Consider the following 13,971-nt stretch of genomic DNA (forward strand, 5'->3'; position numbering starts at 1 on the left):
GGTAATATAACTCTCAATCTAAAATCCCAGAATGCTGTAATGCTTCATATGCAATTTTTTTGCAGTACTGATCTTTAAATGCGATAAAGCCACCATTAAGAACAGTATCTCGCTGATTATACAAAAATGGCTTAGCCTCTAGAGTCAGTAGACCACCGCCAATACTTTCTAATAACGATTGACCTGAACTCGTATCCCATTCCGATGTTGGATGAAACCGTGGATAAATATCAATATCACCCTCAAGCATCATACAAAACTTATAGGCACTACCAGCTTCACGTCGCTCAACAGCACGATGTTTGAGTAATGGTTGAATAAAATTTTGATATTTAGGATTTTTACTGTTGTGACTAAATCCAATTTGGAGAGGCGTACTTAAGTCATGTTCTTCTATTTTGTATTGAAACCATTCATTACGGCTAAAACTGTATTTATAAGGAAGTTGATTGCGATAACCGATATACATGACCTGTTCACAAGGCACTGCAATAATCGCAAAAGTTGTCTGATGGTCTTCGATCAAACTTAAATTAGTCGTAAATTCATCACGCTCATGTATAAACTCTTTCGTTCCATCTAGTGGATCAAGCATCCAACATTTTTTCCATGACTTACGCTCAGAATAATCACTCTCTTCAGATAAGACAGGTAATTGCGGTGTTATCGTTGCCAAATGCTTGAGTAGAAAATGATTTACCTTTAAATCAGCTTGAGTCACAGGAGAATCATCACTTTTTTCCTGAATATTAAACTCGCAACCAGCACAATAACTTTGGTATTCTTCCAACAATATTTGACTAGCCTGCGCCATAATTGGAACAAGTTGCATAATCAAGTCATCTTGTGGAGCGAGCGTTTTTATAAACATAGACCAACCTTATGTCATATTCAGATTTACAGCAAAAGCCTATTGCCATGTTCGACATGGATGGCACATTACTCGATTTAGCCTTTGATGATTTTATTTGGAATGAGTGTCTACCTGAACGCCATGCTCAATTACATCAATGCACTCTAGAACAGAGTAAACAGACACTATTTCAATTTTACCAACAACATAAGCATACACTATCTTGGTATTCTTCTGCGTACTGGACTACAAAAGTTGGAGTCGATGTTTTGCAACTCCTATACGAGCATCGAGAAAAAATCAAAGCGCGTTCAGGTTGCTTTGAATTATTAGAACAACTCAAAGCTCAAGGCTATCGCTGTTGGTTACTGACCAATGCTGATCGAGCAGGCTTACAACTGAAGCTTGAAAATGTCGAACTTAGCCCTTACTTTGAAGTCATGATCAGTAGTGAAGAGCTTGGGCATGCCAAAGAAGAAGTCGCTTTTTGGCAAAAGTTACAACAAATACATCCATTTGATCCAGCTCAAGCAATATTTATTGATGATACGGTTGCGGTACTCCAAGGTGCTGAACGTTTTGGTATTAACCAATTATTTAGCATTTTACAACCGTCTAGTGCTAAACCCGCTCGACTCGCCACGGAAATAGCGTACCCATCACTTGATCATTTAACCAATCTCTTTGATTATCTTGACACCAACTTACAGGTAACAGATGCCAAAACAGCATGAATCAGACAGCATGGATGCCATGCGCATTGATAAATGGCTTTGGGCTGCACGTTTTTTTAAAACTCGCTCTATTGCCAAAGCCGCAATTGAAGGTGGTAAAGTCCATCACAACAATGACCGCGTTAAAGTTTCTAGAGACGTGCGTATTGGAATGGAACTCACCATACAGCAAGGTTTTGAGAAAAAGACCGTTGTTGTGAAAGCACTATCAGCTGTTCGAGGTGGTGCTCCCATGGCTCAACTTCTTTATGAAGAAACGCCTGAAAGTATTGAACGCAGAGAGTTGCATGCATCACAGCGAAAATTGCATAATCTAGCCCGACCTGATCACCGACCAAGTAAAAAAGATCGTCGTGATATCAATCGTTTTAAACAAGAAAATGTAGAATCATGGTCATATCATGATGAATAAAATTTTCTAATTTGGATGCGTCATCTTGTGTCGTACTGACACAGATCAGATGTGGAATATACAACTAGAATCTGCCACTATACTCAAGTCCCAACAAGTTGAGATTCAGTACATCCACTTGGGTTAGTCGTTAAGAAATAAAGTTTTGAGGTTTTGAGATGGATGATAATAAAAGCAAGGCGTTACAAGCAGCCTTAAGCCAAATTGAAAAGCAGTTTGGTAAAAATACCGTGATGCGCTTAGGTGATAATACTGTACAAGCTGTTGAAGCGGTTTCTACAGGTTCTTTAACTCTCGATATCGCATTAGGGATTGGCGGATTACCTAAAGGTCGTATTATCGAAATTTATGGTCCTGAATCTTCAGGTAAAACCACCATGACATTACAAGCGATTGCTCAATGTCAAAAAAATGGCGGTACCTGTGCCTTTATCGATGCAGAACATGCATTAGATCCAGAATATGCACGTAAGCTTGGCGTAGATATTGATAATCTATTGGTTTCACAACCTGACCACGGTGAGCAAGCGCTCGAAATCGCCGATATGCTAGTGCGTTCGGGTGCAATCGATTTAATCGTTGTCGACTCTGTAGCAGCATTAACCCCTAAAGCTGAAATTGAAGGCGAAATGGGCGACTCGCATATGGGCTTACAAGCACGCTTAATGAGTCAAGCTCTGCGTAAAATTACAGGTAATGCAAAACGCTCGAACTGTATGGTGATCTTCATTAACCAAATCCGTATGAAGATTGGTGTAATGTTTGGTAGTCCAGAAACCACTACAGGTGGTAATGCACTTAAATTCTACGCTTCTGTACGCTTAGACATCCGTCGTATTGGTCAAGTGAAAGAAGGTGACGAGATCACAGGTAACGAAACGCGTGTTAAAGTTGTGAAAAACAAAATGGCACCTCCGTTCAAAGAAGCTGTGTTCCAAATCATGTATGGCAAAGGTACCAATCAGTTAGGCGAATTGGTTGATCTTGCTGTTCAACAAGACATCGTACAAAAAGCGGGTGCTTGGTATTCTTATCAAGGCAATAAAATTGGTCAAGGTAAAAATAACGTGATTCGACATTTTGAGGAAAATCCAGCAATGGCTCAAGAAATCGAAAAGGTCATTCGTGAACAACTTCTTACTAAAAATAACAAAGAAGCAGCTCAAACTGAAGATGAAGAAGAACCAGATTTTTTAGAAAGCTAAGCTGAAACGCCCTTCGGGGCGTTTTTCTTTCAAGAGGATATAAAACTTGTTTAATTCTGAAAAAATAGAGAAACCGAAAACACTAACAGGTGTAAGATTACGCTCTTATGCATTTGCCCTTCTTACACGTCGGGATTATTCCAAAGCAGATCTCGAAGCAAAATTAAATCAATATGCGATCAATCCAGAAGAAGTCGCAAATCTAGTTGATGAATTAGCACAACAAAATTACCAAAGCGACCAACGTGTTGCAGAACTCACATTGGCCAGTCAACTTAGAAAAGGTAAAGGATTACAAAGAATTAAACAGGTTTTAAAAGCAAAACAACTCGATACAGAACTTATTAAAGAAGAACTTTCAGAGGTCGATTGGCTAGATCAAGCTTATCAACTCAAAATAAAGAAATTTGGAATAGAAGTAGAGACAGATCCAAAACTAAAAGCAAGACAAATTAGATTCTTACAGTACCGAGGATTTGATATGGGAATAATTATGAAAGCAATTGCTCGAACGAGCGATGAAGAATAAATGGTGGCAACCCCACTAGCATTACTTCGGCACATCATAGTTCTACTACCGTTGCTACCTTCCGGTCCTGGCGGGGTTCGTAGAGTACAATTGCGAAGCTACCAGCAGGGCTACCATTGCCTGACAAAGTATAGAGATTTTTACCTGAGTTGCAAGACTTGTATCTGTTTTTAAGTGACTTTTTGATTCAATTGCTTATTTCATCAGCAAAATCTATCTCTATATTATCCGTTTAATTTAAATATGTATAAACATTAAACAACAGATAATTTCTTTATTCGAAAAATGCTTGAAGATTGTAAATGCTTATTGCATTTAAATGAGTTGCTGCTTTAATGACTAAATCAAAAACATAGATCTAGTGTGCCACAAGTAAACATGAGGACTTGTTCGCTCACGGCTTTTTAACTTTATGGATGAATTTTTATGCTAAAAAAGTATTCCGTACTTTTTACTGCCTTACTCGCTAGCGCACATTTATATGCAAATGTTCCCATTGAATCTCGTGCACTGAGCCAGACGATTGCAGATAACACAAATATCTCTAATCCTGGCGCAAACCTAAATTGGGATCTCATTCAAAAGAACCAAAAACTAGAAGAAGAAGTTCGAAAATTACGAGGACAATTAGAAGAGCATGACAATTCTATTGAACAACTGAAAAAAGAGTTGGCAAATCGCTATACAGATTTAGATCAACGCTTAGAATTACTCTCTCAAAAAATTGACCCGCCAGAAGAAAATACAGAACCAGAAAATAGTACGACAACTGATACAGTAAAAACAGAAACAAACTCAGCTCCAACATCTGCACCCACATCAACAGCTCCTAGTCCTGTAAAACAAGACACAGTCTCTCAGACACCTGCCGTACAACCGAAGTCAAATACCGCTACCACAAGCAATACCACCAACCAAATTGAGCTAGAAAAAGCAGCATATACGGTTGCTCTAGATGCCTACAAACAAGGTGGTGCAAAAAAAGCCATCCAACCCATGCAAAATTTCATTAAAAACCACCCAAATGGAATTTATGTTGGAAACGCTTACTTTTGGCTAGCTGAGTTTTATTTAGCGGTTGAACCTGTTGACTATAAAGCAGCCAAACAAAACTATAATATCGTGGTAACACGCTATCCCAATTCAGCAAAAGCTTCTCGAGCGGTTTATCAACTTTATAGCATTGCAAAAGAAGTCGATAAAAACACTGCTCTTACCAATAAGTATAAAACAAAGTTGCTTAACCAATATCCACAATCCGAAGAAGCTAAATTTATTCAGAAAAAATAATGCTTATCATGCACAAAAAAGCCAGTTCATAAGAACTGGCTTTTTAAATTTCAAAGCTTAGATCAAACTTATTTGATCTTCGCCTGTGATTTTAAATAATCAGTATAGTCTTCTAGTAACTGCTGACCACGGAACTGCTGATACAACTTAGTTAACTCAGCAATTTGTTCTGGCGGTAACTCATTTGCAGCATTAGTATTCACGTTTGAAACTGCAACGATAACCAACTCATTAGGTAATTTTGCTGTCGTAGCAGACCACATACCTTCTTTAGTTGGCGCTGGAATACTGAAAGCAGCACGTTCAATTGCACGCTTTAAACCTTGAGAACGTGCAAATGTACCTGCATCTTCAAAAGTGACTTGTGATTTTGCAACAACTTGTGCAGCAGGTAACGCTTTAAAATCAGCTAAAATCTTTGAAATTTTTGCTTGAGCAGCTTTATATGCCTTTGCATCAATGACTTTTGCTTTTACTTCAGCAGTCGCTTGATCTAATGGTTTAACACCCGCTGCATGGTAATTACGGACTTTAATCCAAATCGTATCACCATTCGCTAACTGAATATTAGAAGATGCATTACGGTCACCGTTTTTCACATCATCATTGAACAGTTTTGCTTTAACATTTAAATCACTCAAATAAGGGTTTTGAGTAGTTAAGGTCACCCCATTTAAAGATTCAACACGAGCACCCTTCACTTCTTGAGCAACCGCTTCTAAAGAGTCATTGCCCACAACCATTTCATTTAAGCTATTTACAGTATCGCTAAATAAATTTGCAGTTTTTGCTTTCTGCACTTCAGCTGTTAAGCGAGCTTTCTCACTCTCAAATGAAGGAATATTTGTAACTGGTGCATTTGCTTCAATGATATGGTAGCCATATTGTGTTTTAACAGGCTTAGAAACTTCACCATTCTTTAATCCATTAACCGCATTATCAAAGTCGGCTGAGAAAATACCTGGCGCGTAAGCATCAACTAAACCACCCTGTGCTTTTGAAGTCGGGTCTTCAGAAAATTGTGCAGCCGCTTGAGCAAATGACATTCCACCTTGAATCTTGGCATAAACATCATTCGCAATTTTTTGAGCTGCTGCCGCATCGCGCGCATCAGTTGTAATTAAAATATGCTTAACTTCACGTTTTGCATCTTTCTGCTGCTTTTCAACAAAAGCCTTATAAGCTTGTTGTAAATCAGCATCAGTGATATTTAAATTAGTTTGAGGCAATAATGCTGGGCTTAAAACCACATAGTCAACATCAACACTCGCAACTTGCTTAAATTCATTTTTATGCTTGTTGTAGTACTCTGTTATTTCTTGAGTCGACGCAGTCAAACCTTTTTTATAATCATCCAACTTAATACTTGCTAAATGCAAAGTACGCTGTTCTGTTTGCAAACTCGCAAGCTGATGTAAATCAGATTGACTTACCAACGCATAATCTAACAAAGTCGATGAAATCATTTTTAGGGCATGATCTTGACGCAGGCTAGCAATTAGAGCTTGGTTAGTCATTCCAACTGAACGTAAATAATTTTCATACAACTTTTGAGAAAACTTTCCATTTTCTTGGAAACTTGGTTGTTGTGCCAACATTTGCTCTAGCTGAGTATCACTTAAAGAAATACCTAATTTTTCTGCCTGTTGTTGCAATAAAGAGCGTGCAATCAGCGCATCTAAAGCTTTTTGCTGAATAACGGACTGATTTAAAAGAGACTCATCACCCTTAACCATTGATAAATATTGATCTTTATAATTTTTAGTCGCACTTTCCAAGTCTTTATTAGAAATATCTTGTCCGTTAACAGATTTCGCAACGTCTGCTTTATTACTGCCGCTAAAATATCCTTCAATACCTACAAGCGCTAAAGGGGTCAAAAACAAAACTAATAGGACTTTGCCAAGCCAACCCTTAATGACTGTACGAAATGATTCCATAAGTATTCCAATATTTTATTTCGGGGCAATTTTAACTGAAAAACCAAAGCGAATGAATGCTGAATAAAGTATTTCATTCAATAAATAAAAAACGCACCCAAAATGGTGCGTTTTCTGATTTAAAAAGATTACGCAACTGAATCTTTTAAACCCTTACCTGGTTTAAAACTAGGTACTTTGCTTGCTTTAATTTGAAGCTCTTCACCTGTTTTAGGATTACGACCAGTACGTGCAGCACGTTCTTTAACGCTAAATGTACCAAAACCAACTAAAGTAACCGTATCACCGCTTTTAAGTGCTTCAGTGATTGACGCAATCGTTGCATCGAGTGCCTTACCAGCATCCGATTTAGATACTCCCCCTTTTTCAGCAATCGCATCAATTAATTCTGATTTATTCATGATAAAAAATATCCTCTTAATATCGTTTGTTAAGATCCAAGGCTATAGTTTAAAAGGCCATGCCGCCTTTATAGCAATGCTTTAGGGGAGAACGCAATACTAGAAAGGCTTTTTAGCAAAAATAAATACTCAAAAACCACATAAACAGACGAGTGCCTATATTTTTTACTTTTTATTCAATTTACTCTTTAATAGATTATTTTCTTCAATCAATGCATCTACTTTAATATGTAGCTGAACTAAAAGTTGCTCGATATGCTGGAGATCTTTTGGAGTGACTAGACCAATACGATTCAACGAATGATTCACACCTGTGTCTAAAATTTTTTCAACTTTATCTTTAGTATCCGTCACTGATTCTTTGGCTTTCTCAGTTACTTTTCCAACAGTGCTATCAGCAAAATCTACGGTCTTGGATTCTAGCTCTTCACCCACCTTGACTAAAGAGTCAAATAATTTATTTCCCTCTTCTTCGGCGCGTGAAAAAGCACCTAATCCAGCCAGCCAAATCTGTTGCGTATACTTTTTGAAATCAAGGGCAGATTTTTTAGAACTCTTTGATTTTAGCTTAGTTTTTACCTCTGCCTCATCAGTTGGGTGTTCTACATTTGAGTTGTCCATTAACCATTACTCCCAAACACTTTACAAACAGTATGTCGTATTTAACCATAAAAATGTTTTTATAATATCAAAGTTAAGACTTGATCGTTTTAAAAAACTGTTCTACAAAGCAATAAAGTCATGTAAATTATTTTTAACAATTGAGTATGGATACTCAGATTTACGTGCTTTATGAAATTTATAGTGTGATTGGCAAGGACAAAGAGACCTATGAGTGATACGCAACAAAGACATAAACACCCCCATTTGTTGCTAAACATTGTCATCATTGTTTTAGAAACTTTTTTTTCATTCATTCTCACGCATGATGCAACTTTACGCTTGCAAGCGAAAAAGCTTATCGATGAAAAAGTTACCATTCGAATCAACAGCTATATTCCTTTTTTTGACTTTTATGTCCAATTTACCGAAAAAGGAATTTTATTTGATATGAAAGCACTAGATCGAAAAGTTGATCTAGAAATAAATAGCACACTCATCGATTTGATTAAAATTTTCGTATTTAATAATCAGCGCAGTATTTACAATATGCGTATTTTAGGTGATGCAAGACTTCAAGAAGATGTGATGGATTTAATCCCTCACCTCACACTCACGAGTATATTCGCAAATTGGAAACAATGGTTCAATGCATTTGATAATGATGCAGAAGCTATTGCGTCTCAGCAACGAATCGCGCCATTGCTTGATAAAATTGATCAGCAACGCTCTGAGATCAACTCATTATTGGTTGAAGTTAAACAATATCAAAACCGTATTCACCGAATGCAAAAACGCCAGCGCCTGATCAATATTAGCTTTGCTGTATTGAGCTTTATTTTTATTGCCTTTTTTGTTTATACTATGTGGATACAATAATTCAAATATATTTCACTTTTCACACTGATAATGACAATTTAAAACTTGACTATTTTAGTCGGAATTAATAAAATTTAGACATCTAGTCTAACCATGTGTATCGAATCATGCGCCTTACAACTCGCGGTCGTTACGCAGTGACTGCTCTACTTGATTTAGCTTTGCAGCCAACTGAACAAACGATCACGCTTGCGGAAATAGCAGCACGCCAATCCATCTCAGTCGCTTATTTAGAACAGTTATTCGCGAAACTTAAGCGTCATGAGTTAGTTTCAAGCGTTCGTGGTGCTAACGGTGGATATCATCTTGCACGCAATGCTGCTGAAATCACTGTGCTAGAAATTATCGAAGCTGTAAATGAAACTGTCGATGCGACACGTTGTGACCATAAAGGTAACTGCCAAAATGGTGCAATGTGCTTAACGCATGACTTATGGCAAGAACTCTCCCACCATATTGCCGATTATCTTTCAAAAATTTCTCTTGCAGACTTAATTGCACGTGACAACGTTCAAACTGTTTCACTACGTCAAAACTCAGCAAGTTTAGATTCAGCCCTCCTATCGGTTACAGGTATTTGACATGAAACGTCCAATTTATCTTGATTATGCAGCAACAACACCAGTACTTCCTGAAGTTGCACAACGTATGATGGAATGTTTAACCTTCGAAGGGACTTTTGGTAATCCTGCATCACGCTCGCATGCCTATGGTTGGCAAGCTGAAGAAAAAGCTGAATATGCACGTGAACAAGTTGCAAACCTAGTTAAAGCAGATCCACGTGAGATCGTTTGGACTTCTGGTGCAACTGAATCTAACAACTTAGCACTAAAAGGTATTGCTCAGTTTTACGGTTCAAAAGGCAAGCACATCATTACTAGTAAAATCGAACACAAAGCAGTGTTAGATACTTGCCGCGAGCTAGAAGAACAAGGTTTTGAAATTACTTATTTAGAACCTGAACCACGTACAGGTTTAATTACGCCTGAGATGGTGAAAGCGGCTTTACGTCCAGATACCATTCTTGTTTCACTGATGATGGTCAACAATGAAATCGGCACCATTACTGACGTAGCGGCTATTGGCGAGTTAACACGTGCGAATAAAACATTCTTACACGTTGATGCAGCACAAGCCGCTGGTAAAGTCGAAATCGATCTTTCAACCATGAAAATTGATTTAATGAGCTTCTCTGGTCATAAAATTTATGGTCCTAAAGGAATTGGTGCTCTATTTGTCCGCCGTAGCCCACGTGTTCGCTTAAAAGCACAAATGCATGGTGGTGGTCATGAGCGCGGTATGCGTTCTGGTACTTTAGCAACTCATCAAATTGTAGGTATGGGTGAAGCTTTTGAAATTGCTGGGAAAACCATGCAAGCAGAACAAGAGCGTCTTCGCCACCTACGTGACAAACTTTGGAATGGCTTTCAAGACCTTGAGCAAGTGTTCTTGAATGGTCATCCGACTGAGAACGTTGCAAACTATCTAAATGTTAGCTTCAACTTCGTTGAAGGCGAGTCACTGATGATGGCATTAAAAGATGCTGCCGTTTCAAGTGGTTCAGCATGTACATCTGCAACTTTAGAACCATCATACGTATTGCGTGCCTTAGGTTTATCTGACGAGTTGGCACATAGTTCAATTCGTTTCAGTTTTGGTAAATACACAACTGAAGCAGATATTGATCATGTGTTAACAATTACCAAAGCTGCTGTTGAGAAATTACGTGAACTTTCTCCGCTTTGGGATATGTACAAAGAAGGGATTGATCTTTCAACAGTTGAATGGGCTGAACACTAATTTATAAGGTGCTCTATTGAGCACTTCATTGAAAAGTATGTTTTAACCCTCATATTAATATTAGGCTGACCCCGAGGTTTGGAGAAGCGACATGGCTTATAGCGAAAAGGTAATTGATCATTACGAAAACCCTCGTAATGTTGGTGTATTAGACAAAAATGCAGAAAACGTAGGTACAGGTATGGTCGGCGCACCTGCATGTGGCGACGTGATGCGTTTACAAATTCAAGTCGATGACAATGGCGTAATTGAAGAAGCTCGCTTCAAAACTTACGGCTGTGGTTCTGCAATCGCATCAAGCTCTCTTGTAACTGAATGGCTAAAAGGTAAAACACTTGATGAAGCTCAAGCAATCAAAAACATTGATATTGCGACCGAGCTTGCGCTTCCACCAGTAAAAGTACACTGCTCAGTATTGGCTGAAGATGCAATCAAAGCTGCGATTGAAGACTATCGTGGTAAGAAAGCGAAAGCTGTGTGATGACCGAAATAATATTGGAGTTTTCATGATCCATTTAACTGAAAATGCTGCGACTCACATCAGCAATTACCTGCAAAACCGCGGTAAGGGTGAAGGCATTCGTATTGGTGTGAAAACTTCGGGTTGTTCTGGGTTGGCGTATGTACTTGAGTTTGTCGATGATATCGATACACATGATCAAGTGTTTGAACAATTCGGTGTTAAAGTTTTTGTTGACCCTAAAAGCCTTGTTTATCTCAATGGTTTAGAGATGGATTATGTGAAAAATGGTTTGAATGAAGGCTTTGAATTTAACAACCCTAACCAAAAAGGTGAATGTGGTTGCGGTGAATCATTTACCGTCTAACTAGCAACACCCTCTTTTTTTTTCGTCAAAACAGTGTGTTCCGCACTGTTTTAACGTATTTATTAATAGCGGAATTCATCTCCCATGAATCATTTTGAGTTGTTCCAATTACCAGAAGCACTCGATATAGATTTAGCAGCTTTAAAAAAACAATTTTTAAGTTTGCAACAGCAATATCATCCCGATAAAGCCACTGACAAAGATCAAGCATTGATCAAGTCGAGTGAAATCAATCAAGCGTATAAAGTGCTCTCACAAGTTGATAGTCGTGCGGCGTATTTACTTGGCTTAAAAAAACAAGATCATCACTTGGATCAGTCCATTAGCGATTTTGAATTTTTACAATCTGCACTCGAAATGCGTGAACAGCTTGATGAGGCCGCCTCTACCGAGCAACTTCGCACCTTAAAAGTTGAAGTTCAGCAATGGATTGACGGGTTAGTTCGTGAATTTAAAATTGATTTTGCTGAAGAAGACTGGGCTGAGGCTCGTGATACCGTTCGTAAACTACGTTTTTTTCAACGTGTAATGAATGATATTGATAAAGCTGAAGATCGTATGTTGGACGAAGAAGATAGCTTCGATCTCGATGATGATTTTTAATCCGCTGTTACCAAATATTTTCAAGGGATACCTCACGCATGGCACTTTTGCAAATTGCTGAACCAGGTCAATCTACTGCTCCGCATCAACATCGTATTGCGATCGGCATTGACTTAGGGACAACCCACTCTTTAGTGGCGACAGTGCTATCGGGAAAACCGAAAGTTCTGCAAGATGACAAAGATCGTGTATTACTGCCGTCGATTGTTCATTACGCAAAAGATTCAACGACGTTTGGTTATGAAGCCAAGCCGTTTATGATGACTGACCCCAAAAATACTGTTGTTTCAGTAAAACGTTTTATGGGTCGCTCACAAGCAGATATCAAATTCCAGCATCCGTATACACTTGTTGGTGCAGAAAATGAGATGCCAGCATTTGAAACTACTGCTGGTCGTAAAACGCCTGTCGAAATTTCTGCAGAAATTTTAAAACAATTAAAAGATCGTGCCGAAGCAAGTTTAAAGAACCCTATCAACGGTGCAGTGATCACTGTTCCAGCATATTTTGATGAAGCACAACGCCAAGCGACACGTGATGCTGCTCAACTTGCGGGTTTAAATGTTTTACGTTTGTTGAATGAACCTACTGCGGCAGCTGTTGCCTATGGATTAGACCAAGATACTAACTTGATCACCGATCGTAACTACGTGATTTACGACCTTGGTGGTGGTACATTTGACGTTTCTATTTTACGTTTCTCACAAGGTGTTTTTGAAGTTCTTGCGACTGGTGGACATACCGCGCTTGGTGGTGATGACCTTGACCGCTTAATCGTAAAATGGGCAAAAAAACAGCTTAATATCGAAACTTTAAGCAATGAAGAATATGCTGTTTTTGTTGTTGCAGCGCGTCAAGCCAAAGAATATTTAACAGATCATGAATCTGCTGAATTAAAATTACTCGATGATCGCCTCACTTTAGATCGTCCAACTTTTGAATCGATTATTCAAGTTGCACTCGATAAAACCATGAGTGTATGTAAACGTGTACTGCGTGATGCTAAACTTGAACTCGATGAAATCGAACATGTGGTTTTAGTAGGTGGTTCAACACGTTCATATGCCGTACAAAAAGCTGTACGCGAATTATTTGAACGTGAACCACTCTGTACGATCAATCCTGATGAAGTCGTTGCAATTGGCGCATCTATTACCGCCAACCAGCTCATTGGCAACAGTCAAGATGGTTCATTATTACTTGATGTCACGCCACTTTCTCTTGGTCTAGAAACCATGGGAGGATTGGTTGAACGGTTGATTTCAAGAAATACCGCAATTCCAGTCGCACGCCGTCAAGAATTCACCACTTATCAAGATGGACAAACAGCGATGTTGATTCATGTGATACAAGGTGAACGTGATTTAGTCGAGCATTGTCGTTCATTGGGTCGCTTTGTTTTACATGGCATCCCACCAATGACTGCGGGTCAAGCACGTATTGAAGTGACCTTCCAAGTTGATGCGGATGGCTTACTGACAGTATCTGCGAAAGAAACCACTTCTGGTGTTCAAGCGCAAATTGATATCAAACCATCTTATGGTCTATCTGCAGCGGATACTGAACGCCTCTTGGTTGAAGGTTTCCAACATGCTGAAGAAGACAAACAATTGCGCCATCTACAAGAAACAAAAGTGGAAGCACAACGTGAGTTGGAAGCTTTAGAACAAGCGTTAAAAGCAGATACGGATTTACTCTCTCAGCAACAAGCACGAGATCTAATTCTTGCTGCTGAAGCGTTAAAAGCTCGTCTTAAAACCGATGAGCTTGCAACGATTGAACATGCTGTTCAACAGCTTAAAATTCACAGTGATGCCTTTGCCGCATTGCGTATGAACCGACATATTGACCATGCCTTAAAAGGTACGAAACTTGAAGATTGGTCAAACTCAAACTAA

16 protein-coding genes and 1 other RNA gene are annotated in these 13,971 nt (G+C 38.7%); 12 read left to right on the top strand and 5 right to left on the bottom strand.

The annotated features are described in order from the left end of the window. Positions 1–13: 13 nt before the first annotated feature. Positions 14–871 carry a 3'(2'),5'-bisphosphate nucleotidase CysQ family protein gene (locus F908_RS09140; RefSeq protein ID WP_005160780.1) on the bottom strand — a complete coding sequence of 286 codons (858 nt, stop codon included), beginning with the start codon at positions 869–871 and terminating at the stop codon, positions 14–16. 11 nt (positions 872–882) lie between these two features. On the opposite strand from F908_RS09140, the gene F908_RS09145 reads away from it, so the two are divergent. From F908_RS09145 to F908_RS09160, 4 genes are all read left to right on the top strand, one after another. Then, complete coding sequence (locus F908_RS09145) at positions 883–1,587, top strand: HAD-IA family hydrolase (RefSeq protein ID WP_005160785.1); 705 nt, start codon at positions 883–885, stop codon at positions 1,585–1,587. After that, positions 1,571–1,999 (top strand): RNA-binding S4 domain-containing protein, encoded by a 429-nt coding sequence (locus F908_RS09150; RefSeq protein ID WP_005160794.1) that lies wholly within the window; start codon positions 1,571–1,573, stop codon positions 1,997–1,999. The genes F908_RS09145 and F908_RS09150 overlap by 17 nt, the downstream gene beginning before the upstream one ends. A 158-nt stretch (positions 2,000–2,157) precedes the next feature. Beyond that, a complete protein-coding gene (recA, locus tag F908_RS09155) occupies positions 2,158–3,204 on the top strand; it encodes a recombinase RecA (protein WP_004661473.1) in 1,047 nt (348 codons plus the stop codon). A 46-nt stretch (positions 3,205–3,250) separates the two neighbouring features. Beyond that, complete coding sequence (locus tag F908_RS09160; RefSeq protein ID WP_005160797.1) at positions 3,251–3,733, top strand: regulatory protein RecX; 483 nt, start codon at positions 3,251–3,253, stop codon at positions 3,731–3,733. 10 nt (positions 3,734–3,743) lie between these two features. Here F908_RS09160 and ffs read toward each other — a convergent pair. Then, an RNA gene (ffs, locus tag F908_RS15605) (signal recognition particle sRNA small type) lies at positions 3,744–3,840 on the bottom strand. A 319-nt stretch (positions 3,841–4,159) separates the two neighbouring features. Between ffs and F908_RS09165 the strand changes: the two genes are divergently transcribed. Then, a complete protein-coding gene (locus F908_RS09165; protein ID WP_005160798.1) occupies positions 4,160–5,023 on the top strand; it encodes a YbgF trimerization domain-containing protein in 864 nt (287 codons plus the stop codon). A 68-nt stretch (positions 5,024–5,091) separates the two neighbouring features. On the opposite strand, the gene F908_RS09170 is transcribed toward F908_RS09165, so the two are convergent. From F908_RS09170 to F908_RS09180, 3 genes are all read right to left on the bottom strand, one after another. Continuing rightward, the gene (locus F908_RS09170; RefSeq protein ID WP_005160800.1) at positions 5,092–6,963 is read right to left on the bottom strand and encodes a SurA N-terminal domain-containing protein; all 1,872 of its coding nucleotides are present in this window, start codon (positions 6,961–6,963) and stop codon (positions 5,092–5,094) included. Positions 6,964–7,091: 128 nt separating this feature from the next. Further along, positions 7,092–7,364: an HU family DNA-binding protein gene (locus tag F908_RS09175; RefSeq protein ID WP_004661469.1), complete on the bottom strand. Its 273-nt coding sequence runs from the start codon at positions 7,362–7,364 to the stop codon at positions 7,092–7,094. Positions 7,365–7,529: 165 nt separating this feature from the next. Next, positions 7,530–7,985, bottom strand: coding sequence for a phasin family protein (locus F908_RS09180; RefSeq protein ID WP_005160802.1), 456 nt, complete (start codon positions 7,983–7,985; stop codon positions 7,530–7,532). A gap of 210 nt (positions 7,986–8,195) precedes the next feature. Between F908_RS09180 and F908_RS09185 the strand changes: the two genes are divergently transcribed. From F908_RS09185 to hscA, 7 genes are all read left to right on the top strand, one after another. Beyond that, positions 8,196–8,843 (top strand): hypothetical protein, encoded by a 648-nt coding sequence (locus F908_RS09185; protein ID WP_005160804.1) that lies wholly within the window; start codon positions 8,196–8,198, stop codon positions 8,841–8,843. A 107-nt stretch (positions 8,844–8,950) separates the two neighbouring features. Continuing rightward, a complete protein-coding gene (locus F908_RS09190) occupies positions 8,951–9,424 on the top strand; it encodes an Rrf2 family transcriptional regulator (RefSeq protein ID WP_005160806.1) in 474 nt (157 codons plus the stop codon). Between the two features lies 1 nt (position 9,425). Beyond that, entirely contained in the window at positions 9,426–10,643 is a 1,218-nt protein-coding gene (locus tag F908_RS09195) for an IscS subfamily cysteine desulfurase (RefSeq protein ID WP_005160809.1), read from the top strand. Positions 10,644–10,734: 91 nt separating this feature from the next. Next, positions 10,735–11,124, top strand: a complete 390-nt coding sequence (iscU, locus tag F908_RS09200) for a Fe-S cluster assembly scaffold IscU (RefSeq protein WP_004677862.1) — start codon at positions 10,735–10,737, stop codon at positions 11,122–11,124. Positions 11,125–11,149: 25 nt separating this feature from the next. Beyond that, positions 11,150–11,470 (top strand): iron-sulfur cluster assembly protein IscA, encoded by a 321-nt coding sequence (iscA, locus tag F908_RS09205; RefSeq protein WP_005160812.1) that lies wholly within the window; start codon positions 11,150–11,152, stop codon positions 11,468–11,470. Between the two features lie 84 nt (positions 11,471–11,554). After that, positions 11,555–12,073: a Fe-S protein assembly co-chaperone HscB gene (gene hscB, locus F908_RS09210; RefSeq protein WP_005160815.1), complete on the top strand. Its 519-nt coding sequence runs from the start codon at positions 11,555–11,557 to the stop codon at positions 12,071–12,073. A gap of 38 nt (positions 12,074–12,111) precedes the next feature. Next, positions 12,112–13,971 (top strand): Fe-S protein assembly chaperone HscA, encoded by a 1,860-nt coding sequence (gene hscA / locus F908_RS09215; protein ID WP_005160818.1) that lies wholly within the window; start codon positions 12,112–12,114, stop codon positions 13,969–13,971.

Source organism: Acinetobacter sp. NIPH 284 (genome assembly GCF_000369425.1).
GTDB lineage: Bacteria > Pseudomonadota > Gammaproteobacteria > Pseudomonadales > Moraxellaceae > Acinetobacter.

Bases quoted from the DNA above. Each gene is read 5' to 3' on its own strand.
- F908_RS09165 (WP_005160798.1), top strand. From the start codon at position 4,160: ATGCTAAAAAAGTATTCCGTACTTTTTACTGCCTTACTCGCTAGCGCA.
- iscA (WP_005160812.1), top strand. From the start codon at position 11,150: ATGATCCATTTAACTGAAAATGCTGCGACTCACATCAGCAATTACCTG.
- F908_RS09170 (WP_005160800.1), bottom strand. From the start codon at position 6,963: ATGGAATCATTTCGTACAGTCATTAAGGGTTGGCTTGGCAAAGTCCTA.
- F908_RS09185 (WP_005160804.1), top strand. From the start codon at position 8,196: ATGAGTGATACGCAACAAAGACATAAACACCCCCATTTGTTGCTAAAC.
- F908_RS09190 (WP_005160806.1), top strand. From the start codon at position 8,951: ATGCGCCTTACAACTCGCGGTCGTTACGCAGTGACTGCTCTACTTGAT.
- F908_RS09145 (WP_005160785.1), top strand. From the start codon at position 883: ATGTCATATTCAGATTTACAGCAAAAGCCTATTGCCATGTTCGACATG.
- F908_RS09180 (WP_005160802.1), bottom strand. From the start codon at position 7,985: ATGGACAACTCAAATGTAGAACACCCAACTGATGAGGCAGAGGTAAAA.
- hscA (WP_005160818.1), top strand. From the start codon at position 12,112: ATGGCACTTTTGCAAATTGCTGAACCAGGTCAATCTACTGCTCCGCAT.
- hscB (WP_005160815.1), top strand. From the start codon at position 11,555: ATGAATCATTTTGAGTTGTTCCAATTACCAGAAGCACTCGATATAGAT.
- F908_RS09140 (WP_005160780.1), bottom strand. From the start codon at position 871: ATGTTTATAAAAACGCTCGCTCCACAAGATGACTTGATTATGCAACTT.
- F908_RS09195 (WP_005160809.1), top strand. From the start codon at position 9,426: ATGAAACGTCCAATTTATCTTGATTATGCAGCAACAACACCAGTACTT.
- F908_RS09175 (WP_004661469.1), bottom strand. From the start codon at position 7,364: ATGAATAAATCAGAATTAATTGATGCGATTGCTGAAAAAGGGGGAGTA.
- recA (WP_004661473.1), top strand. From the start codon at position 2,158: ATGGATGATAATAAAAGCAAGGCGTTACAAGCAGCCTTAAGCCAAATT.
- iscU (WP_004677862.1), top strand. From the start codon at position 10,735: ATGGCTTATAGCGAAAAGGTAATTGATCATTACGAAAACCCTCGTAAT.
- F908_RS09150 (WP_005160794.1), top strand. From the start codon at position 1,571: ATGCCAAAACAGCATGAATCAGACAGCATGGATGCCATGCGCATTGAT.